Annotated in this window: 17 protein-coding genes and 3 pseudogenes; 6 read left to right on the forward strand and 14 right to left on the reverse strand. The window is 49.7% G+C overall.

Going from position 1 to position 22,082, the window contains the following annotated elements; all coding sequences use genetic code 11:
• Positions 1-23: 23 nt before the first annotated feature.
• Both tdcB and tdcA read right to left on the reverse strand, forming a co-directional pair.
• The gene (tdcB, locus tag IX31_RS10095; protein WP_034457758.1) at positions 24-1,013 is read right to left on the reverse strand and encodes a bifunctional threonine ammonia-lyase/L-serine ammonia-lyase TdcB; all 990 of its coding nucleotides are present in this window, start codon (positions 1,011-1,013) and stop codon (positions 24-26) included.
• A 100-nt stretch (positions 1,014-1,113) separates the two neighbouring features.
• A complete protein-coding gene (tdcA, locus tag IX31_RS10100) occupies positions 1,114-2,052 on the reverse strand; it encodes a transcriptional regulator TdcA (RefSeq protein WP_034457760.1) in 939 nt (312 codons plus the stop codon).
• 637 nt (positions 2,053-2,689) lie between these two features.
• Here tdcA and IX31_RS23165 point away from each other — a divergent pair.
• Positions 2,690-3,014 (forward strand): annotated as a pseudogene (locus IX31_RS23165) (IS3-like element ISKpn37 family transposase); the annotation flags it as partial.
• Here the strand turns inward: IX31_RS23165 and IX31_RS10105 are convergent.
• Together IX31_RS10105 and IX31_RS10110 are read right to left on the reverse strand one after the other, a co-directional pair.
• Positions 2,988-5,240: a toxin-antitoxin system YwqK family antitoxin gene (locus tag IX31_RS10105; protein ID WP_034457762.1), complete on the reverse strand. Its 2,253-nt coding sequence runs from the start codon at positions 5,238-5,240 to the stop codon at positions 2,988-2,990. The pseudogene IX31_RS23165 and the gene IX31_RS10105 overlap by 27 nt on opposite strands.
• 1 nt (position 5,241) lies before the next feature.
• Positions 5,242-6,270: a DUF4097 family beta strand repeat-containing protein gene (locus IX31_RS10110; protein WP_034457764.1), complete on the reverse strand. Its 1,029-nt coding sequence runs from the start codon at positions 6,268-6,270 to the stop codon at positions 5,242-5,244.
• Positions 6,271-6,407: 137 nt separating this feature from the next.
• On the opposite strand from IX31_RS10110, the pseudogene IX31_RS23605 reads away from it, so the two are divergent.
• Positions 6,408-6,503, forward strand: a pseudogene (locus IX31_RS23605) (hypothetical protein); the annotation flags it as partial.
• A gap of 117 nt (positions 6,504-6,620) precedes the next feature.
• Here the strand turns inward: IX31_RS23605 and IX31_RS10115 are convergent.
• From IX31_RS10115 to tkt, 6 genes and pseudogenes are all read right to left on the reverse strand, one after another.
• Positions 6,621-6,896 (reverse strand): annotated as a pseudogene (locus tag IX31_RS10115) (transposase domain-containing protein); the annotation flags it as partial.
• Positions 6,897-7,022: 126 nt separating this feature from the next.
• Positions 7,023-8,102, reverse strand: a complete 1,080-nt coding sequence (gene fbaA, locus IX31_RS10120; RefSeq protein WP_034457766.1) for a class II fructose-bisphosphate aldolase — start codon at positions 8,100-8,102, stop codon at positions 7,023-7,025.
• Between the two features lie 100 nt (positions 8,103-8,202).
• Complete coding sequence (gene pgk / locus IX31_RS10125; protein WP_034457768.1) at positions 8,203-9,366, reverse strand: phosphoglycerate kinase; 1,164 nt, start codon at positions 9,364-9,366, stop codon at positions 8,203-8,205.
• A 48-nt stretch (positions 9,367-9,414) separates the two neighbouring features.
• The gene (epd, locus tag IX31_RS10130) at positions 9,415-10,434 is read right to left on the reverse strand and encodes an erythrose-4-phosphate dehydrogenase (RefSeq protein WP_034457770.1); all 1,020 of its coding nucleotides are present in this window, start codon (positions 10,432-10,434) and stop codon (positions 9,415-9,417) included.
• 649 nt (positions 10,435-11,083) lie between these two features.
• On the reverse strand, positions 11,084-11,374 hold the full coding sequence (locus tag IX31_RS10135; protein WP_051880668.1) for a transposase domain-containing protein: 291 nt from the start codon (positions 11,372-11,374) through the stop codon (positions 11,084-11,086).
• A gap of 106 nt (positions 11,375-11,480) precedes the next feature.
• Entirely contained in the window at positions 11,481-13,472 is a 1,992-nt protein-coding gene (gene tkt, locus IX31_RS10140) for a transketolase (RefSeq protein WP_034457772.1), read from the reverse strand.
• Positions 13,473-13,737: 265 nt separating this feature from the next.
• On the opposite strand from tkt, the gene loiP reads away from it, so the two are divergent.
• Positions 13,738-14,496, forward strand: a complete 759-nt coding sequence (loiP, locus tag IX31_RS10145; protein WP_034457774.1) for a metalloprotease LoiP — start codon at positions 13,738-13,740, stop codon at positions 14,494-14,496.
• Between the two features lie 49 nt (positions 14,497-14,545).
• On the opposite strand, the gene speB is transcribed toward loiP, so the two are convergent.
• The 4 genes from speB to IX31_RS23785 all read right to left on the reverse strand — a co-directional run bounded on the left by speB (position 14,546) and on the right by IX31_RS23785 (position 17,979).
• Positions 14,546-15,466, reverse strand: a complete 921-nt coding sequence (gene speB, locus IX31_RS10150) for an agmatinase (RefSeq protein WP_034457777.1) — start codon at positions 15,464-15,466, stop codon at positions 14,546-14,548.
• Positions 15,467-15,665: 199 nt separating this feature from the next.
• The gene (gene speA / locus IX31_RS10155; RefSeq protein WP_072009439.1) at positions 15,666-17,642 is read right to left on the reverse strand and encodes a biosynthetic arginine decarboxylase; all 1,977 of its coding nucleotides are present in this window, start codon (positions 17,640-17,642) and stop codon (positions 15,666-15,668) included.
• Positions 17,635-17,781 (reverse strand): acid stress response protein YqgB, encoded by a 147-nt coding sequence (gene yqgB, locus IX31_RS23170; protein WP_122974008.1) that lies wholly within the window; start codon positions 17,779-17,781, stop codon positions 17,635-17,637. The genes speA and yqgB overlap by 8 nt, the downstream gene beginning before the upstream one ends.
• A gap of 102 nt (positions 17,782-17,883) precedes the next feature.
• Positions 17,884-17,979: a hypothetical protein gene (locus IX31_RS23785; RefSeq protein WP_420535598.1), complete on the reverse strand. Its 96-nt coding sequence runs from the start codon at positions 17,977-17,979 to the stop codon at positions 17,884-17,886.
• Positions 17,980-18,450: 471 nt separating this feature from the next.
• Here IX31_RS23785 and metK point away from each other — a divergent pair, with 471 nt between their 5' ends.
• From metK to IX31_RS10170, 3 genes are all read left to right on the forward strand, one after another.
• Entirely contained in the window at positions 18,451-19,605 is a 1,155-nt protein-coding gene (gene metK / locus IX31_RS10160; RefSeq protein ID WP_034457781.1) for a methionine adenosyltransferase, read from the forward strand.
• Positions 19,606-20,009: 404 nt separating this feature from the next.
• Positions 20,010-21,404: a sugar porter family MFS transporter gene (locus IX31_RS10165; RefSeq protein ID WP_034457783.1), complete on the forward strand. Its 1,395-nt coding sequence runs from the start codon at positions 20,010-20,012 to the stop codon at positions 21,402-21,404.
• Positions 21,405-21,475: 71 nt separating this feature from the next.
• Entirely contained in the window at positions 21,476-21,991 is a 516-nt protein-coding gene (locus tag IX31_RS10170; protein WP_072009440.1) for a SprT family zinc-dependent metalloprotease, read from the forward strand.
• The last annotated feature ends 91 nt before the right edge of the window (positions 21,992-22,082 follow it).

The following is a 22,082-nucleotide window of genomic DNA, read 5'->3' on the forward strand; positions in this document are numbered from 1 at the left end:
GCAACCCGAATTAGTTGGCTATATCAAATATCTGCTGATCCTGTGATTTGCGAAACACGCGAGAGATCGATGTTTCCGCCGGAGATAATACTTACTGTTTTACGGCCTTTAATATAGTGATCCAATTTGCCACTTAATAAAGCCGCCGTGGCCAGAGCACCAGCGCCTTCAGTAACAACTTTATTGCGTTGGATTAACGCCACCATACTGTTGCGAATTTCATCTTCACTTACTAAAACAATGTCGGTAACTAATTTCTTCACTATTTCATAGGTTATTCTGCCCGGACGAGAAACATCGCAGCCATCGGCTAATGTACCTGAAGTACGGTGTGCCATCAGTTCGCCTTTATAAAATGATGCGGCCATACCATGCACATTTTCAGCCTGCACACCGATAATATTAATTGTCGGGTTAATTGATTTAATCGCCAGCGCTATACCCGCGATTAAGCCACCACCGCCAATCGGCACGATAACGTTATCGACATCATATAAATCTTCAAGAATCTCGAGGCCGATGGTGCCTTGCCCGGCAATAACATGTTCATCATCATACGGCGGTATGAAAATACGCCCTTCCATCTCAACAATTTCGCTGACCTTAGCGATGGTGTCGTTGAAGTTATCACCGTGCATCACTACCTGCGCGGAGTAATCAGTAGTTGCTGCCACTTTAGATTTCGGTGCACCGTTAGGCATCACCACCTTGCCATCAATGCCCAGAATAGCGCAGGAAAGTGAAACCCCTTGCGCGTGGTTGCCAGCAGAACAAGCCACTACCCCTTTTTTTCTTTCTTCTTCAGTTAAGGAGCTAAGCTTATTAAAAGCACCACGTATTTTAAATGAACCGGTACGCTGCATATTTTCAAATTTCAAAAATATCTCGCCCTTGCAGCATTCGCTAAGGTAATTAGAACGAGGCATTCCTGTTTTATATATATATCCAGCGAGTCTTTTTTTTGCTTCAAGAACATCAATAATAGTTACAGGAAGTTCATAGTCGATATGCATGTTGACCTCAACATTAAAAAGCTAAAACAATACAGGAGGTGACTGCTTATTAAATCAATCACCTTGAATAAGTTATATATTTATCAATTACTGAATTATGCTAAGCAACTTCAGTTAATTGATTAAATTGAAAATGGCTACGCAACGAGTGTTTTTTGGCAAGCTCAACTAATGTGGCTGCAGAATGATTAATTCGGTAATTTTTAGACCACACCGCGGCATAGCGAGCAATAGGTAATTTATCTTCAACTGGAATTTTTATAAATTGGTTAGAACCAAATGGGGCAATCATATCTCGAGGGATTACCGTCAGGAAGTCGGCATTCAACACTAAATTATAAATAGTCACTACCGAATCAGTTTTAACGATATTTTCGCTTTTAATATTGTTCTTTTGTAGCGTAGTAAGGAGTTCGCTGTAATATCCCATTTCCGTTTGCGGCAAGACCCATTGTTCATGGCTTAGAGCACTTAGCGTAGTTGTTCCTTTGACTACCCGTGTTCGGTTCGCGACCAGAATGAATTCTGACTCAAACAGCGGCTCAATATGGAGATCCTGCAATAGCATTTCATCACTCAACGTACCGATAGCAAAATCCAGACGACCATCACGAATTGCGGGCAAGAATGAGGAAAGCTGGGCTTCAAACATTGATACCTGAGATTGCGGAAAGAGCCCTTTAAACTCTTTCATCATGCCGGGCAAAAAAGTAAAACCGATCAGGGAAGGATAGCCAAATGATACATCACAGACAGTATTGCCAATCATTCGACTCATTTCGCTGCACATATTTCTCAGTTCACGCGTGATGGATTCTGAGTATGTCAGTAACACTTTGCCTGCTTCGGTTAATTTTACGCCGGTGTTTTTTCTAATGATGATCTCTAAGCCGAAATAAGCTTCCATCTCACTAATAACTTTACTGACTGCTGGTTGTGAGAGGCCAAGCTGTTTTGCCGCAGAACCAAATGAACCACTTCTGACAACTTCCTGGAATACCATCAGGTGTTGTGTCTTTGGTAACGAATTATTGTCCATGAAGTTCTGCGCTCAATTTACTTTCCATGCAGAAGATCATAACGAATTGCACACAGGATGTTATGTGGCTTGACTCACAAATACTTGAGAGTTAATTGCATACAGAGCAATCAATTAAAATAAGCGCTTTAAAAACAGATAGATACAAAAAACAATTAGCCTTTAATATGATAAACATCAACCTTAAGCACCCTAATAAAATTAAGTTATGGAGATAATTTAATCATATAAGTTTAAATAAGCAGCTGTTCATACTGCATTTTATAATAGCAAGAGAAGATTTATCTTAGGGTTTAAAGTGAAATATAAACTAATCGTGTTATTTTTAAAAATTAATTAATACACCCAACCTGTTTATTTGAGCATTTAATGAACTTAAATAAAGGGTTTATTGGATTATGAGCAGTGAGTTTAACGGAATATTTCATTTTAAATATTGAGATATAAACGATTGCGTTCTCATTACTGTCGTAAAAAAACCCGCACAAGGCGTAATGCTGGTCAGTTAAGGAAATGAGGCAAAGTAATTCAGGCCTCCGATGAAGGAAAACGGTTCTGTAAGCCTGATTCCTTCGTTATCCTCATAAGCAAAGAAATGAATTTTTATTCATAAAAATACTTAAGTGACTGGCATTAGCCATTACGGGTCCTTTGCCGTTTATGGGGTGTTCACCGTAGCGTTTATTACGCGCAGGTGAAGCGTCCTGTTAATGTGCAAAGAATTGAATTGCGAAGCCGGGTGAGAGCTTTTCATGCCCTCAGTCGTGGCGCTGCCGGTAGCCGGGCCATCAGCCAGCCAGATGTTGCGCCAGAGTGGCGTTGATGCTGGGCGGTGGCTGGCACGACGACTGACGCAGGAATGTGGACTGACAAGTAGTCAACCCGTTAAACATCGCTACCGGGTGAACGAAGACAATAGTCCGGCATTACCAAACTTATTGAACCGGCAGTTTAACCCGGCTATTTTTATTCCCCTCGTATTCCTTTTGCTGTTCTTCAAAGGTCACCAGATTGCCCCGCTTATCATAGCGGCGCGTTTCGCTGATGTTGCTCGGGCCGGCGGCGACAACCTCTTCATTACCGTCATGATAAGTGGTGGCCGGACTCACCGTGTCGGTATACAGCTTGTCTAAAATATAAAATCTTTCGCTGAACGTTTTCTCTGACGTTTTCACCGTTTGCCGATCGATAAACCCGGTGCTGTCCCAGTCCGTACTTTCGATTCTCCGGTTATAGTGCTGCTGTATAACGGCAGAAAGTACGCCGGATCGATACCACAAATATTCCGTTCCGCACACCGCCGCAGAGGTCCAGGAGGCGGAGCACCAGAAGTTGTGCCTCGAGAGTTTATTGCTGCCGGAATGGAAGGTGGATTGCTCTTTACGTCCGTCGTTGAGCAACCGCGTATCGGCCAGCAGTGACATACGAACAGGTTTATGGGCGTAATCATCTAACTGGGAATAATCGTAGCGGGTATTCTCCAGCGGATCCGCTTTCCCATCCCAGCGCGCATAGAAGGACAGCTTGCCGGAGTGGTTAAATTCATATTCAGTCCCGTACCTCTTCCCGTTGCGCCGCTCAGAGATAGCCGCCAGCTGGCCGTCCTCGTAGAAAGAGCGCCACTCGCCCTCTTCCAGAGACTGCGCTAACTTCGCTGCGCGTATATCACAGGCATCCTGGTTGGTCAGGCCCTGACATAAATCGGCATTAACCGCAGAGCCAGGCTTCCAGTTTTGGACCTCAGCGATCTTGCCGCTATCCCTGTAGTTGTAGCTTGTTCCCTGCAACTGGCCATAGAGATAATTGGCGCGTTTTTTTAATTCCCCGTTGTCATGCCACTCGCTGCTCTCGCCGTGCCGCAGGCCCTTCTGATAATGGCCGCTCTCACAGTTCTGACCGTTGAGCTTTGTCACGCGCAGCTCTCCGTCCAGCAGCCCGTTATGATAATGCGCGTAGCGTGGCTCGTGGGTCATTCTCTCCTGCCAGGCTCCTTCTTTGTTATCGTTGAGGTACTGCCCTTGCTCTTCGGTCACCCAGCCGGATTCGCTGCCCTTCGCTGCCACTTTTCGCCACCAGGGACCGTTGCGATATCCCTTCTGGTAGCTTTCTAAGGCAATAACCTCTCCTGACTCAGCGAAGGTTTGCCATACGCCGTCCTCTACATCATGGAGATATTTCCCCTCTTTGCGCAGCCCTTGCTCGTCGAACCGCTGCCAGCTCCCCTCGCGAAGGCCCTTTCTGAAGGTCCCCTTTTCCACCAGGCGCCCGCCTTCTTCAGGACTGTACCAGGTCCAATCACCCTCATAGTGATTATCGTGATATTGCCCTTCACTGTTCTTGGTCAGCTGGCATCCCTGCAGGGTGTAATAGACAAAAGGTCCCTCCTTGACAGATTTTTTTCCTGCCGTGAGGTTTTCATAATGGAGCCCGGTGGGGGAAAAACCTGCCTCATCCATACCGCAGCTGCCCTGGCGTATGATATCCATGGTCAGCGTATATTTGGTTTTTTCAGCTTTCTCGTTAGTACGCTCAATAAACTTGCCCGGGAAGATAAGCGAGTAGCCCTGTGCATCCTGCGGGTTAGTTACGTCGTCCCCCAACTCATCAAAATAGCGCTGGAAGACCGGGTGGTATTTATGCGGTGCGCCCAGCACATCTCTGAACAGTGGCTCGGACGGATCCTGTATTACGCGGGTGATTAAATACTGCTGAGGTAAGAGGTCCGCCAGGGCCTTGCGCGCGCCGGCAACAGTAAATTTCTCCAGCGATGCGGCGATATCCTCAAGCTGTGGCGTAAGGCGCGTTAGCGGCAGCATCTGGTCTGCGTCCGCTCCCCAGGCCCTGAGATGGGGTTTTCCGGACGCATCGCGATACATAACGATAACCTCATCCTGGCCGCCCTTATCGAGATCCTGGTAAAACACCGCCACAATAGAGACACTTCCCAGCTCGTAGTGGCTATCAACGATCAAGGCGTAATCCGAAATCGTCTCCTGCTCGGTCTGAGGAGGGGAAGTAAACCAGGCGGTGACGTTATTGTCCTTCTGATAAAACGCGAGCGTCTGGCCGTCATTGGTCGCCAGCGGGCCGTGAACCAACTTGCCGAGGTCTGTAGCGCACGCCGCCCCCGATGTGAAAGAGGCGCCGAGCAGCGCCGTAAAGGCCAAGGCAAAAGTGTTATTTTTCATATTACTTCCCTGCCTGCAGCGCATGCTGGAGGGTGACCCCCCCCCCAACCGTGGAGAGCGTAAGCTGAGCAGCCGGTGCGGCTCCCTGAGTCAGCTCCAGGCGTTCGTCGCTAAGCGGTGGCTTGACCGCCGTCGGCTTGAGGTCAGACAGATGATTGATGATGTTATTGCCGCTGACACCCTCGGCAACTATCTTCCCCTGCCAGTCGTCGGCAACAAGAGTGGTAATCTCCCCCCCGGCTGAAACTATCGATCCTTTCTTCAGCTTCGAGCCTAAACGAATTTCGCTGCTGCCGGTTTGCAGGTCGTTGGTGAAGACCTCACAGGCCTGGGCGTCGATGGTCTGTTTGCCGGTAATCTGCTTAATGTGCAGGGTTTTCGACGCCGAATTAAGCAGTAAATCACCGTTAACCAGATCCACATCCAGGTCACCCTGAGAGCCTTTATCCGTTAAGGTGCCACTGCGCAGCTTTAACGACAGCTTGCCTTTCATGCCTTCCGTGGTGATGCTGCCGTTTAAGACATCTATCGCCACATCTCCCGCCGCAGCATTCTGCGCGATGACCTTGCCGTTAACCACCTTTACGCGGAGGGTATTTTTTGTGTCCTTAAGATAGACGTCGGACAGCGTGCCGTTAATTTCATACTCGCCCGTAGCGGGGAGGATAAGCGCGGCGGAAACGCCGGTTACCTTCTGTAAATCGATATCAGCAGGAGTGGGGAACGTAAGCGTGGCGGATGAACCTTTAATCGACCAGAGCGGCTCTTCGGAGGGGATATCACCGGTGATTTTGCGGCTGGTTAGCGACGATTCACGGGCAATATTCACCTTTTTCAGATCCAGAGAAACCTGCTGCTTACCGTCTACTCGGGTGACAATGAGCAGCGCCCCACGGGGAATATTCACCGTCAAGGTGGTGTTTTCCGGCAGCGGCCAGTCATAGGTTTTTGCAAAGGCGGAGGCGGCCAGCAGCCCCAAAGAGAGCGCCAGCGCGTGCAGCACAAAGGAGATTTTCTTTGCGGATAACATCGAATTCCTTTTCCATAACAGATTAACTTTCCTCCGGCTGGGCCGGAGCTTCCTTTTCTTGCCCGCATAACTATACGCTTATCCGATAAAAATGATCCGCCGTCTCAGCTCTTTTTTTGGATTTTCCTTACCGTCTCCAGGGAGATCCGCGTTCCCCCACCATCGACGGGCTCTCAACGCTGGTGATTGACGGCAACATGGTCAAAATGCTTGCCTGGTATGGTAACGGGTGAGGATTCTCCAATCGCCTGATGGACCTTGCTCGGCTGATGGCCTGCCAGGAACAGTAACGGCCCGACATAAAAACCAGACCGGAAAAATCGAACGTTAGAGTGGATTTCTGAAAGGTTAACGGCGCCGGGAGCCACGAAGGGGCGGTCGCCCAGCAGCATGATATCCAGCCGGTTAACGATTTGATGAAGAGGTTCTTTACGCTCGAGCGCCATCCCGACAATGCACCAGACCATCATTTCCAGCGGCAGGCGGCGCTTACGCAGAGTCACCGTGCCGGATTCGGCAAGGCAACGGGAGATGAACTCGGGGTCGAGGTAATCTCCCAGTGTGGTCAGTGGGTTACGCAGTGAGTCGTAGCAGGAAACGAGATCAAGAGCCTGTCCGATGTGCATAAAAAAATCCGGAAACGAAGAACATTTCCGGATTCTTACACAACCACTGGATCGGTCAACCGATCCTTAACTGATCGGCATTACGCACAAGGCGGGTTTTTCGGTACGGCAATTAAGCTACAAAGATTACAGAACGTCTACTGCGTTCAGTTCTTTGAAAGCTTGCTCCAGACGGGTGATCATGGAAGTCTGTGCAGAACGCAGCCATACGCGCGGATCGTAGTATTTCTTGTTCGGCTGGTCTTCGCCTTTCGGGTTGCCCAACTGACCTTGCAGATACGCTTCGTTAGCTTTGTAGTAGCTCAGGATACCTTCCCAAGTTGCCCACTGGGTATCGGTATCGATGTTCATTTTGATAACACCGTAGCTCACGGAATCTTTGATTTCTTGAGCAGTAGAACCAGAACCACCGTGGAATACGAAGTTCAGGGAGTTGTGCGGCAGGTTGTGTTTCTTAGAAACATAATCCTGAGAATCGCGCAGGATAGTCGGGGTCAGAACCACGTTACCTGGTTTGTAAACACCGTGCACGTTACCAAAAGAAGCAGCGATGGTGAAACGTGGGCTGATTTTGCTCAGTTCAGTATAAGCGTAATCAACGTCTTCTGGCTGAGTGTACAGAGCAGAAGCATCCATATGGCTGTTGTCTACGCCATCTTCTTCGCCGCCGGTGCAACCCAGTTCAATTTCCAGAGTCATGCCCATTTTGGACATACGCTCCAGATATTTAGCGCTGATCGCGATGTTTTCTTCCAGAGACTCTTCAGACAGGTCGATCATGTGAGAAGAGAACAGTGGTTTGCCGGTAGCTGCGAAGTGTTTTTCACCCGCGTCTAACAGACCATCGATCCACGGCAGCAGTTTCTTCGCGCAGTGGTCAGTGTGCAGGATTACTGGCACGCCGTAATGTTCAGCCATCTGGTGTACGTGATGTGCGCCAGAGATAGCACCCAGGATTGCAGCGCCCTGAGGAACGTCAGTTTTCACGCCTTTACCAGCGATGAATGCAGCGCCACCGTTAGAGAACTGAACGATAACTGGAGCTTTAACTTTCGCAGCAGTTTCCAGTACAGCGTTGATAGAGTCGGTGCCTACGCAGTTAACTGCTGGCAGAGCAAAGTTGTTCTCTTTTGCTACCTGGAAAACTTTCTGTACGTCATCACCAGTGATAACACCAGGTTTTACGAAATCAAAAATTTTAGACATGTTACGTTGTCCTGTATCGTTGGCCGTTAGAAAAAACGATGAGTCGCCCGCGTTTGCAAACGACTAAAAAACAACGGGCAGGAAACCCTGCCCGTAATCATTACTTCTTAGCGCGCTCTTCAAGCATCGCTACTGCTGGCAGAACTTTACCTTCCACGAATTCGAGGAATGCGCCGCCGCCAGTGGAGATGTAGGAGATTTTGTCAGCAATACCGAACAGGTCGATTGCTGCCAGAGTGTCACCGCCGCCTGCGATAGAGAATGCTTCGCTGTCTGCAATTGCATTAGCAACGATTTCAGTACCTTTACGGAAGTTCGGGAATTCGAACACGCCAACCGGGCCGTTCCACAGAATGGTTTTTGCATTCTTCAGGATTTCAGCCAGTTGTGCTGCAGATGCATCACCGATATCCAGAATCTGCTCGTCAGCTTTCACATCGTTTACAGATTTCAGAGTTGCAGTAGCAGTCTCAGAGAACTCAGTTGCAACGCGAACGTCAGCAGGTACTGGGATATCACAGATAGTCAGCAGGCGTTTAGCTTCGTCAACCAGGTCTGCTTCGTACAGAGATTTACCTACGTTGTGGCCTTGAGCAGCAACGAAGGTGTTCGCGATGCCACCACCAACAATCAGCTGGTCAGCGATTTTGGACAGGGAATCAAGAACAGTCAGTTTGGTAGAAACTTTAGAACCGCCAACGATAGCAACCATTGGACGAGCTGGTTCTTTCAGTGCTTTACCCAGTGCGCTCAGCTCTTCAGCCAGCAGCGGGCCTGCACAAGCGATGTCTGCAAATTTGCCAACGCCGTGAGTAGAAGCCTGTGCGCGGTGAGCTGTACCGAAAGCGTCCATTACGAATACGTCACATAGTGCAGCGTATTTTTTAGACAGAGTTTCGTCGTCTTTCTTTTCGCCTTTGTTGAAGCGAACGTTTTCCAGAACAACCAGTTCACCTTCAGCAACTTCAACGCCGTCGAGGTAATCTTTAGCCAAACGAACCGGGGAAGACAATTTGTCTTTCAGGTAGTTAACAACCGGCAGCAGAGAGAATTCTTCGTTGTACTCGCCTTCAGTCGGACGACCCAGGTGAGAAGTTACCATCACTTTAGCGCCTTGCTTCAGGGCCAGTTCGATAGTTGGCAGTGATGCACGAATACGTGCGTCAGATGTCACTTTCCCTTCTTTAACTGGTACGTTCAAATCTGCACGGATCAGAACGCGCTTACCAGCCAGATCCAGATCGGTCATCTTAATTACAGACATGGTGAATCCTCTCGTTGATTCTTAAAGTTTTGCGAACGCATATGCGCTCTACCTGAAACCACTTGCGGCCATGACTAACGTCGTGTCGAGCATTCGGTTAGCAAAGCCCCATTCATTATCACACCAGACTAAAGTTTTAATCAGATGTTGCCCACTGACCCGGGTTTGTGTGCCATCAATAATGGCACTATGCGGATCGTGGTTAAAATCAGTCGAGACCAACGGTAATTCCGTATAGTCAACTATACCATGAAATGAATCTCGTGCTGCTTTTTGCAGCAACTTGTTGACTTCATTGGCTTTAACTGCATTTTTCACCGTCACGCTTAAATCTATCGCTGTGACGTTGATGGTAGGAACACGTACCGCAATTGCTTCAAAACGATCGTTAAATTTCGGGAAAATACGTGTGATACCAGCAGCAAGACGCGTATCAACGGGAATAATAGACTGGCTGGCGGCACGGGTGCGGCGCAAGTCTGGATGATAGGCGTCAATAACTTGTTGATCATGCATGGCCGAATGAATGGTGGTCACTGTGCCCCACTCAATACCGTAAGCATCATCAAGCAGTTTGATAATTGGAATGATGCAGTTTGTGGTGCAAGAAGCATTTGAAACAATGCGATGTTCAGCAACCACACTTTCATGATTCACACCGTAAACAACGGTGGCGTCGAGGTCGTTACCGCCAGGATGAGAGAAGAGGACTTTTTTAGCACCAGCGGCCAGATGAGCTTCACCGTCTGCACGGGAGCCAAACACACCAGTACAATCGAGCACCACATCAACACCCAGTTCACGCCACGGCAAATTAGCAATTTGCGGTTCGTGCAAAATACGGATGGCGTCGTCGCCTACCCATAACTGGTCACGCTCCTGACGGACGTCCCAGGCGAAGCGACCATGGCTGGTGTCATACTTCAACAGATGCGCCATACCCGCAGCATCAGCCAGTTCATTGATTGCTACGACGGTAATTTCCGCACGGCGACCGGATTCGTACAAAGCACGTACCACGTTGCGCCCAATGCGACCGAAGCCATTAATTGCTATGCGTACGGTCATATCTCTCCTGCCAGAATCCCTGAGACTAAGTGGCTGACAGAGTAATCCAGCAATCGTCTGAGGGGAATCCTCGCACTATTGAAACTGCATTTGTTTGCTTAATTGTCGAACATTTAGTCGACTGAAACGCTTCAGCTATGGTAAGCGAAACAGGGAATAAATGGAACGTTACCCCAGGACAGGCAACTAATCTTCTGACGCAGGTCACATTTTCGATGGAATAACTGCAACGAATTAAAGGCTAAGGACGAATAGTAACCAGCCTAAACAAGCTACCCTCATACTTACAGGCTTAGGATCGAGACCGGATGTATACGACAGAGGACAAACGCCACCACCGGGCAGCATTTGTCCTTTAGGCACTCTATTATGCACTCAATTAAAATTCGATTCGTGCACCCAGGTTGTAGCGGAGCCCTTCGACCAGCCCGTAATCACCCCATGGGCTGATACGTAGTGGGTCAGCATCAAATACGTTGTAAACACCTGCCATAAGCCGTAATGCTTGTCAGTTAAGCTTTTGATGGAAACCGTAACGCGTAGCGTTGCGGTTTCTTTTTACTGCCCGGGGATAATGTCAGCACCCGAACCCTTTTCCCATTTACGCCTTGCCTGTGGTGACATATTCAGTTCAACTATTTCATCTCCCTTACCCTGCTTTTTTACTACCTGATACTGCGCGTCTTTTTTGATTGGGATTACCCGGCAGAAGAATATCGAGGTGTGAGACCTGTTGATTCATGGACAATGAGCGAAACAGCGTCATACCGGTGACAGCCCAGACGATCATTTCCATTGGAAATCGACGCTTACAGATGGTTGCGGTGCCGATGTCAGCAAGGCATTCATCAATAAGCTCAGGAGAAAGGAGCTCAGAAATAGCAGAAAACGCTTCTGGCGTGAATTTATGGACGGTATTAAGAGCCTGACTCAGTAGCATAAAAAAATCCGTAATCCCCGGGAGATTACGGATTCTTACACAGCCACTGGATCGGCCAACCGATCCTTAACTGATCGGCATTAGAGCAGTGCTGGCCTTTTTCACATTACAGAACTGCTTTAGCCTGTTTCACCACATTCTCAACGGTGAAGCCAAACTCTTCGAACAGCTGCTCTGCTGGAGCAGACTCACCGAAGGTGGTCATACCCACAACCGCGCCGTTCAGGCCAACGTATTTGTACCAGTAGTCAGCGATGCTGGCTTCGATAGCAACACGCGCAGCAACGGCTTTCGGTAGCACGGCTTCACGGTACGCTGGATCTTGTTTGTCGAATGCATCAGTAGACGGCATGGAAACCACACGTGCTTTGATACCTTCAGCAGACAGCTGATCCCAGGCTGCAACAGCCAGTTCAACTTCTGAACCGGTGGCGATCAGGATCAGTTCCGGCTGGCCTGCACAATCTTTCAGAACGTATGCACCGCGGGCGATATCCGCCAGCTGCTGTTCTGTACGATCCTGCTGTGCCAGGTTCTGACGAGAGAAGATCAGCGCGGTCGGGCCGTCGTGACGTTCTACTGCGTATTTCCACGCCACCGCAGATTCAACCTGGTCACATGGACGCCATGTGCTCATGTTTGGCGTTACGCGCAGGGCAGCAAGCTGCTCTACTGGCTGGTGAGTTGGGCCATCTTCGCCCAGACCGATGGAGTCGTGGGTATAGACCATCACCTGGCGTTGCTTCATCAGCGCGGCCATACGCACCGCGTTACGGGCGTATTCAACGAACATCAGGAAGGTAGAGGTGTACGGCAGGAAACCACCGTGCAGTGCAATACCATTCGCAATCGCCGTCATACCGAATTCACGTACACCGTAATGGATGTAGTTACCGGCCAGATCTTCGTTGATCGCTTTAGAACCAGACCAGATAGTCAGGTTAGACGGTGCCAGGTCAGCGGAACCGCCGAGGAATTCTGGCAGCAAGTGTCCGAATGCTTCGATGGTGTTCTGAGACGCTTTACGGCTAGCGATTTTCGCAGGGTTAGCTTGCAGGTTCTTGATGAACTCTTGCGCTTTAGCTGCGAAATCAGCAGGCATGTCGCCTTTCATACGACGGGTAAATTCAGCAGCTTCCTGCGGGAAGGCTTTCGCGTAGGCTGCGAACTTCTCGTTCCATGCCGCTTCTTTCGCCTGGCCTGCTTCTTTTGCATCCCACTGAGCGTAGATCTCAGACGGGATTTCGAATGGCGCGTGTTTCCAGCCAAGTTGCTCACGAGTCAGTGCGATTTCCGCATCACCCAAAGGTGCGCCGTGGGAATCGTGCGTACCGGCTTTGTTTGGCGAACCGAAACCGATGATGGTTTTGCACATCAACAGTGAAGGTTTGTCGGTAACGGCCTTAGCTTCTTCAACAGCGCGTTTGATGGCGTCTGCATCGTGACCGTCAACGCCGCGCACAACGTGCCAGCCGTAAGCTTCAAAGCGTTTCGCAGTATCGTCAGTGAACCAGCCTTCAACGTGGCCGTCGATAGAGATACCGTTGTCATCATAGAAGGCAACCAGTTTACCCAGACCCAGCGTACCGGCCAGTGAGCAAACTTCGTGGGAAATGCCTTCCATCATGCAGCCATCACCCAGGAATGTGTAGGTGAAGTGGTCCACGATGTCGTGACCAGGACGGTTGAACTGTGCTGCCATGGTACGCTCAGCAATTGCCATACCCACTGCGTTCGCAACACCCTGACCCAGCGGGCCAGTCGTGGTTTCAACACCAGCGGTGTAGCCCACTTCCGGGTGACCCGGAGTTTTGGAATGCAGCTGACGGAAGTTTTTCAGTTCTTCAATCGGCAGATCATAACCTGTGAGGTGCAGCAAGCTATAGATCAGCGTTGAACCGTGGCCGTTAGACAGCACGAAGCGGTCACGGTCAGCCCATGCAGGGTTCTGCGGGTTATGGTTCAGGAAATCGCGCCACAGGACTTCGGCAATGTCTGCCATACCCATAGGGGCGCCCGGGTGACCGGATTTGGCTTTTTGTACTGCGTCCATGCTGAGTGCACGAATAGCATTGGCAAGCTCTTTACGAGAGGACATTTTGACTCCAGATCGGATGGTTGAAGGTCAGGCCTTGACTACTATGCGTTATGGGCTACGCCCAAAAAATTGCCATCAATGTACCGCAAGCCGTGTGCCATGTACATGGAGCATCCTTTTGTCCGGTTAAGAAATCTCTGGAACCTGCTCGCATGTTGCGCAAGTTGCTGCGCGAGTTTGGCTAACTTCTTTATACTGAAGCGACTAGCCAATGGTTTGTGGCTGAATCACCTCTGAGCAGTTATCACTAATTAAGGATATTGGCATGAAATTGCGCCCAATTTTATTAAGCCTGAGCGTTGCTGCCCTACTGAGCGGCTGCCAGAACATGGACTCTAACGGTCTGCTCGCTTCCGGTGCGGAAGCATTCCAGGCGTACACATTAAGTGATGCGCAGGTGAAAGAGTTAAGTGACAAATCTTGTGCTGAGCTCGACAGCAAAGCGAGCATCGCTCCAGCCAGCAGTGAATATGCTAAACGTCTCAGCAAGATTTCCTCAGCCCTGGGCGACAACATTAACGGCATGCCGGTGAACTACAAGGTGTACGTCACCAAAGATGTAAATGCCTTTGCGATGGCTAACGGCTGCATTCGCGTATATAGCGGCCTGATGGACATGATGAACGATAATGAAGTCGAAGCGGTTATCGGCCACGAAATGGGCCACGTCGCGCTCGGTCATGTGAAGAAAGGGATGCAAGTGGCGTTGGGCACCAACGCAGCACGCGTAGCGGCAGCCTCAGCAGGCGGTGTGATTGGCAGTCTGTCGCAGTCGCAGCTTGGTGATTTGGGCGAAAAACTGGTGAACGCGCAGTTCTCCCAGCGTCAGGAATCTGAAGCCGATGACTACTCGTATGATTTGTTGAGAAAACGTGGAATCAACCCAATTGGCCTGGCAACCAGCTTTGAGAAGTTAGCGAAAGCAGAAGAAGGCCGCCAAAGCTCAATGCTTGATGACCACCCTGCTTCTGCAGAACGTGCGCAACATATTCGTGACCGTATGGCTGCGGATGGGTTGAAGTAATATAAAAGCGGTGGATGGCGCGATAGCGCCATCCAACACAAACAATTATTTATTCGCCTTTCTTAGCAGCCTGGATATACAACATCTCCAGCGCCAAAGTCGCACCCGCCAGCGCGGTAATTTCAGACTGATCGTAAGCCGGAGAAACTTCCACTACATCCATACCAACGATGTTCAAGTCTTTCAAACCACGAACCAGTTTAAGCGCACGGTCAGTCGTCAGACCACCGATAACCGGAGTTCCTGTTCCTGGTGCGAAAGCCGGGTCGATACAGTCAATATCAAAGGTCAGGTACACCGGCATATCACCAACAATCTGCTTAACCTGCGCCAGCACATCGTCAACAGTGCGGTCATTCACCTGGCCTGCATCCAGCACGGTGAAACCGTTGTCTTTATCGAACTCAGTACGGATACCAATTTGCACAGAGTGGTTCGGGTCGATCAAACCTTCTTTAGGTGCGGTGTAGAACATGGTGCCGTGGTCGAACTCGCAACCATTTGCATAGGTATCGGTGTGCGCATCGAAATGTACCAGTGCCATTTTACCAAAGTGCTTGGCATGGGCACGCAACAGCGGCAGAGTCACAAAGTGGTCACCACCGAAAGAGAGCATACGCTTGCCGGCAGCCAGTAATTTTTCTGCGTGGGCCTGCAGACGTTCGCTCATATCACGCGCATCACCGAAGGCGTAAACCAGGTCGCCGCAGTCAACAACGTTCAAACGCTCACGCACGTCGAAGTTCCACGGGAAGCGGTTGCCTTCCCATGCCAGATTAGTTGAAACCTGACGAATTGCCGCAGGGCCATGACGACCACCTGCACGGCCAGACGTTGCCGCATCAAAAGGAACGCCAGTGATAACCCAATCGGCATCGCTGTCGTATGGCATAAAGTTCAGCGGAAAACGTAAAAAACCGAAGGCATTGGATACCAGGGAATTGTCGTACTGATGGCCTAAGGTGCTCATGGTTTGACCTCACGATGATGGTAATTATTAGCAAAAAAAAGTCCCCTCCGCGTCGTTAAACCCGACGAGGAAGGGACTGTTTCATTCAGACTGCTTGTTGGCGCGGATTATCGCCGAATGCAGCATTATTTGTACACTATTTACTCTAAATAATTCGCGTTGCAAAGTGTTGGCTGCAGCTCGAAGTATGACGAGTAATTTACTCGTCTTCTAAGTAAGTATAGCCGTACAACCCAGCCTCAAACTCTTCAAGGAACTGCTGCTGTAATGCCGCATCCAGATCGGTCTGTTTAACCTGATCGCGGAAATGCTTCAGCAAAGTGTTTGGATCAAGCTGAACATATTCCAGCATGTCCGCAACGGTATCGCCTTCATCAGAAAGCTCCACCTCTACACTGCCGTCAGGGAAGACAAACACGTCAACCGCTTCGGTATCACCAAACAGGTTGTGCATGTTGCCCAGAATTTCCTGGTACGCGCCAACCATAAAGAAGCCCAACAGCGGCGGGTTTTCTGCATCGTATTCTGGCATTGGCATGGTAGTCGCAATACCGTCGCCATCGATGTAGTGATCGATAGCACCGTCGGAATCGCAAGTAATATCCAGGAGTACTGCGCGGCGCTCAGGGATCTGATTCAGACCTTCAAGCGGCAGCACAGGGAACAACTGGTCTATGCCCCATGCATCCGGCATCGACTGGAACAGTGAGAAGTTGACGTAAATCTTATCCGCCATACGTTCTTGCAGTTCGTCGATTATTGGGCGGTGCGCACGGTTACTTGGGTCGAGTAAGCGCTGAATTTCATGGCACATGCTCAGATAAAGCTGCTCCGCCCAGGCGCGCTCTTGCAGCGAGAAGCTGCCGGACGCATAACCGGTGTGGATATCGTGCAAATCAATCTGGCTGTCGTGCAGCCATTCGCGCAGCGAGCGACGGTTGTTCGGCTCGTGCATTTCGCCCCAGGTTTCCCACATGCTTTGCAGTGCGCGCGGTGCGTCTTCAGCAGGCGCGGTTGGGGTTGTGTATTCGTTACGTTCAACACCGATGATGTTAGACACCAACACGGTATGGTGCGCGGTTACCGCACGACCAGACTCAGTGATAACCGTTGGGTGTGGCAAACCGTGTTCTTCACACGCATCACCAATCGCCCAAATAATGTTATTAGCGTATTCGTTCAGGCCATAGTTGACCGAACAATCCGACTGGGAACGCGTTCCTTCATAGTCCACGCCCAGACCGCCGCCGACATCGAAGCATTCGATGTTGACGCCCATCTTGTGCAGCTCAACATAGAAACGCGCAGATTCACGCACGCCTGTGGCGATATCGCGAATGTTCGCCATTTGCGAACCAAGGTGGAAGTGCAGTAATTGCAGGCTGTCGATACGACCAGCTTCACGCAACATATCAACCAGTTGCAGAACCTGCGTCGCCGCCAGACCAAATTTGGATTTCTCCCCGCCAGAAGACTGCCATTTGCCGGAGCCTTGTGACGCCAGACGTGCACGCACGCCAAGACGTGGCACGACATTCAAGCGCTCTGCTTCTTCCAGCACGATACGAATTTCTGACATCTTCTCGATGACCAGATAAACCTTGTGGCCCATCTTCTCACCGATCAACGCCAGGCGGATGTATTCACGGTCTTTATAGCCGTTACACACAATAACTGAACGCGTCATACCGGCATGCGCCAGAACCGCCATCAGTTCCGCTTTAGAACCCGCTTCCAGGCCCAGAGGTTCACCGGAATGAATCAGTGATTCAATTACGCGGCGGTGCTGGTTCACTTTGATTGGGTAAACGAGGAAATAGTCGCCGTTATAGCCATAAGATTCGCGAGCACGTTTGAAGGCTGCATTAATAGAACGCAGGCGGTGCTGCAAAATCTGCGGGAAACAGAACAGTGCAGGTAAACGCTGCCCCTGTGCTTCACGGGCTTTTACGAGTTCAGCGAGATCAACACGAGCCTCTGGGACATCGGGATCGGGGCACACGGTAATGTGACCGAGTTCGTTGACGTCGTAATAGTTATTGCCCCACCAGGCAATATTGTAAGTACGCAGCATCTTGCTTGCTTCCTGGGAGCTCATGGCAACCTCCTGCATGGAGCGGTGTACATCCTGCTCGCCCACTGACGAACCCGAAACAGAAGAGATTTTGTCAGACATGGCGAACCTCAAATTTAAACGAATGTGCAAAACAGTTGACTACTATCGCAGGGGTATCCTGCAATAACAACCCATTAACAGCGCGTAGAAGCAGCATAAGACGCTGACAGACTAGCTGTGCGACCGGTTTCTTTTTCATATCATAAGTAAAACACGTAACCGAACTCCGTTGTGCGGAGCGGCGAAACCACGAGAATACTCTTATCGATGACAAGAGAGCCCAAGTTCTGAATTTTGCGGGTTAAAAACCGGCCCGAGAATCCATCGATGCGCCAAGATGGGTATAACATCGGCAGGAATGTAGCTGTAGCAAAGAGTTGCTGGATGCGAGGAGCATATGCACGACCTGGACGGTCGCCAGAGTTTGCGAATTAAAGCGGTTTTTCAATCGTATCACCTCCACGCATACGGTTTGGGTATGCGACAAGCCAAAGCTCAGAAATTTGCTCAACCCGGCTGGAAGTGGGCAACACAAAAACTGTGTGCTTGTTGAATGAGCCGCGCGCGCCGCTTTATACCGATAACAGAAGAAAATTGCAAAGTAAAAATCCCTGGATTGCGGCACTGTCAGTAAAATTTGCCACCTGAGATTATTGGCACAGACTTGCAGGCGTAAAAATCACTGGTAATCTGATTAATGGATAACCTAGAATAGCCGTCCAGATGTTAATCCATCTATACCGATTAACTGTTAGACTGCCTGAAATGAAACCTGTGGTGAAAACTCAAGTTACCAGTACATCGCACTGGTTCGAGCGCCGATAAACAGCAGTCTGCACTAACCTAATTCTCTTAGGGTGAATAAAACATGGCCAAACACCTCTTTACGTCCGAGTCTGTATCAGAAGGGCATCCCGATAAAATCGCTGACCAAATCTCCGATGCGGTGCTTGATGCGATCCTGGAACAGGATCCAAAAGCGCGCGTAGCTTGCGAAACTTACGTAAAAACCGGCATGGTTCTGGTTGGCGGTGAAATCACCACCAGCGCCTGGGTTGATATCGAAGAGATCACTCGTCAAACGATTCGTGAAATCGGCTACGTGCATTCTGATATGGGCTTTGATGCCAACTCTTGCGCAGTGCTGAGCGCTATCGGTAAGCAATCCCCTGATATCAACCAGGGCGTTGACCGTACTGACCCGCTGGAGCAAGGTGCTGGCGACCAGGGCCTGATGTTTGGTTATGCGACCAACGAAACCGACGTGCTGATGCCAGCACCAATCACTTACGCACACCGTTTGGTTCAACGCCAGGCTGAAGTTCGTAAGAATGGCTCTCTGCCATGGTTGCGTCCGGATGCAAAAAGCCAGATCACCTTCCAGTATGACGACGGTAAAATTGTCGGCATCGACGCGGTAGTATTGTCTACCCAGCATTCAGAAGATGTTGCGCTTAAAACGCTACAAGAAGCCGTTATGGAAGAGATCATCAAGCCAGTTCTGCCGGCAGAATGGTTAAATGCTTCCACCAAATACCACATCAACCCAACTGGCCGTTTTGTTATCGGTGGCCCAATGGGTGACTGCGGCCTGACCGGTCGTAAAATTATCGTTGATACCTACGGCGGTATGGCTCGTCACGGCGGCGGTGCATTCTCTGGTAAAGATCCGTCTAAAGTGGACCGTTCTGCAGCGTATGCGGCTCGTTATGTGGCGAAAAACATTGTTGCAGCTGGCCTTGCTGACCGCTGTGAAATCCAGGTTTCTTACGCAATCGGCGTGGCTGAGCCAACATCTATCATGGTTGAAACCTTCGGTACTGAGAAAATCTCTACCGAGCAACTGACCCTGCTGGTACGTGAGTTCTTCGACCTGCGTCCGTACGGCCTGATTCAGATGCTGGATCTGCTGCACCCAATCTACAAAGAAACCGCAGCATACGGTCACTTTGGTCGTGAGCATTTCCCTTGGGAAAAAACCGACAAAGCAGAATTGCTGCGTGATGCTGCTGGACTGAAGTAAACCTCGCCAGTTCACCATCAAACTTTAAAGGCCAGCGCTTCGCTGGCCTTTTTGTTTTTTACTCCCCTTCAACACTTAAATCCTCCTCCGAAAAATCTCTCGTAACAAACAGCACCAGTGGAAACGGTTACATTGGCGTTAACAAGGCATTAATTAAGACAGTTCTGCATGACAACTTTTTGTTGCTGCGCTAGTTACAAAATATTTCAGATTAGTCTCGCATGGAAAATTTTTGTTTTATTTTCTACACTCAATTCACTGTTTTAATTAAAAAAATTGCACATACAATTCTTGACAGTAGTGTAACCGATTACACTAACGTGAGTTGAATCACACAATTTTACGTCGCGTTAACCTAATCTTAATAGCGAGATATCCCCCAAATTATTCAACTGGAGAGCAATATGCCTGAAATAAAAAAACAAGGGCGCTCGAACAAAAGCATGACCTTTTTTGTCTGTTTTCTTGCAGCCCTGGCCGGTTTGTTATTTGGCCTGGATATTGGCGTGATTGCCGGTGCGTTACCGTTTATCGCAAAAGATTTCCAGATAACTGCGCACCAGCAAGAGTGGGTTGTAAGTTCGATGATGTTTGGTGCAGCTGTCGGTGCCGTTGGCAGCGGTTGGCTCTCCTTCCGCATCGGGCGTAAATACAGCCTGATGATTGGTGCTGTGCTTTTCGTTGCAGGTTCACTGTGCTCTGCTTTTGCACCGAACACTGAAATTCTGATTCTCTCCCGTGTATTGCTCGGCCTGGCAGTCGGTGTTGCGTCTTATACCGCCCCACTTTATCTGTCTGAAATTGCCCCTGAAAAAATCCGTGGCAGCATGATCTCGATGTACCAGTTGATGATTACCATCGGTATTCTTGGCGCTTACCTTTCCGATACAGCTTTCAGCTATAACGGCTCATGGCGCTGGATGTTGGGTGTTATCACCATTCCTGCGTTGATCTTACTTGTTGGCGTCTTCTTCCTGCCGGACAGCCCACGCTGGTTCGCCGCGAAACGTCGCTTCCATGATGCTGAACGTGTGCTAATGCGCCTGCGCGATACCAGTGCAGAAGCTAAACGTGAACTGGAAGAAATCCGTGAAAGCCTGAAGGTAAAACAAAGTGGCTGGTCACTGTTTAAGGACAACAGCAACTTCCGTCGTGCCGTGTTCCTTGGTGTTCTGCTTCAGGTGATGCAACAGTTCACCGGTATGAACGTCATCATGTATTACGCACCGAAAATCTTCGAAATTGCAGGCTTCACCAATACCACTCAGCAAATGTGGGGCACCGTCATCGTAGGTCTTATCAACGTCCTGGCAACCTTCATTGCTATTGGTCTGGTGGACCGTTGGGGTCGTAAACCAACGCTCGTTCTGGGCTTCCTGGTTATGGCGGTAGGTATGGGTATTCTCGGCACAATGCTGCACGTCGGTATTCATTCCCAGGGTGCGCAATACTTTGCTATCGCCATGCTGTTGATGTTCATCGTTGGTTTCGCGATGAGTGCCGGCCCGCTGATTTGGGTGCTGTGTTCTGAAATCCAGCCGCTTAAAGGGCGCGATTTTGGTATCACCTGTTCCACCGCCACCAACTGGATTGCGAACATGATTGTCGGTGCAACGTTCCTGACCATGCTCAATACGCTGGGTAATGCGAATACTTTCTGGGTGTACGCGGCGTTGAACCTGTTCTTTATTGTTCTCACTGTGTGGCTGATTCCTGAAACCAAACACGTTTCCCTGGAACACATCGAACGTAACCTGATGAAAGGTCGTCGGTTACGTGAGATTGGTGCTCACGACTAACAATCACAAGCCCCTCTCCTCAACCGAGAGGGGCTTGCACCCTGTTCCACCTCGCACTATTCTTTGCCGCTATGAAATCCCCAAGACTCCCCATCGCTATCCAGCAGGCCGTTATGCGCTGCCTACGGGAAAAGCTTCAACAGGCAAATCTGCACTTAGGCCGTAACTACCCTGAACCGAAGCTGGTATATCAGCAGCGAGGCACGGCTGCGGGCACCGCATGGATGGATAGCTACGAAATCCGCCTCAATCCGGTGTTGTTAATGGAAAACCAGCAGACCTTTATTGATGAGGTAGTGCCGCACGAACTGGCTCATTTGTTGGTGTGGAAACACTTTGGTCGCGTAGCGCCGCATGGTAAAGAGTGGAAATGGATGATGGAAACAGTGCTTGGCGTTCCTGCCCGCCGGACACATAAGTTTGAAGTGCAATCTGTTCGCAAAAACACCTTCCCCTATCGCTGCCGTTGCCAACAGCATCAGTTGACGGTGCGCCGCCATAACAAAGTCTTGCGCGGCGAATCAGAATACCGCTGCGTGCAATGTGGCGACCTGTTAAAACCCGACGTTACAACCTCCTGTAATTAAAAATATTATTCATAAAGTTTCCTGATTTAGCTTATTGAATCCCAATAAAGCTTCAAGTACGGTGCGAGCACGTTTTAAAAAGGATTCTGGA

The organism is Buttiauxella noackiae, from assembly GCF_000737905.1.
Lineage (GTDB): Bacteria > Pseudomonadota > Gammaproteobacteria > Enterobacterales > Enterobacteriaceae > Buttiauxella > Buttiauxella noackiae.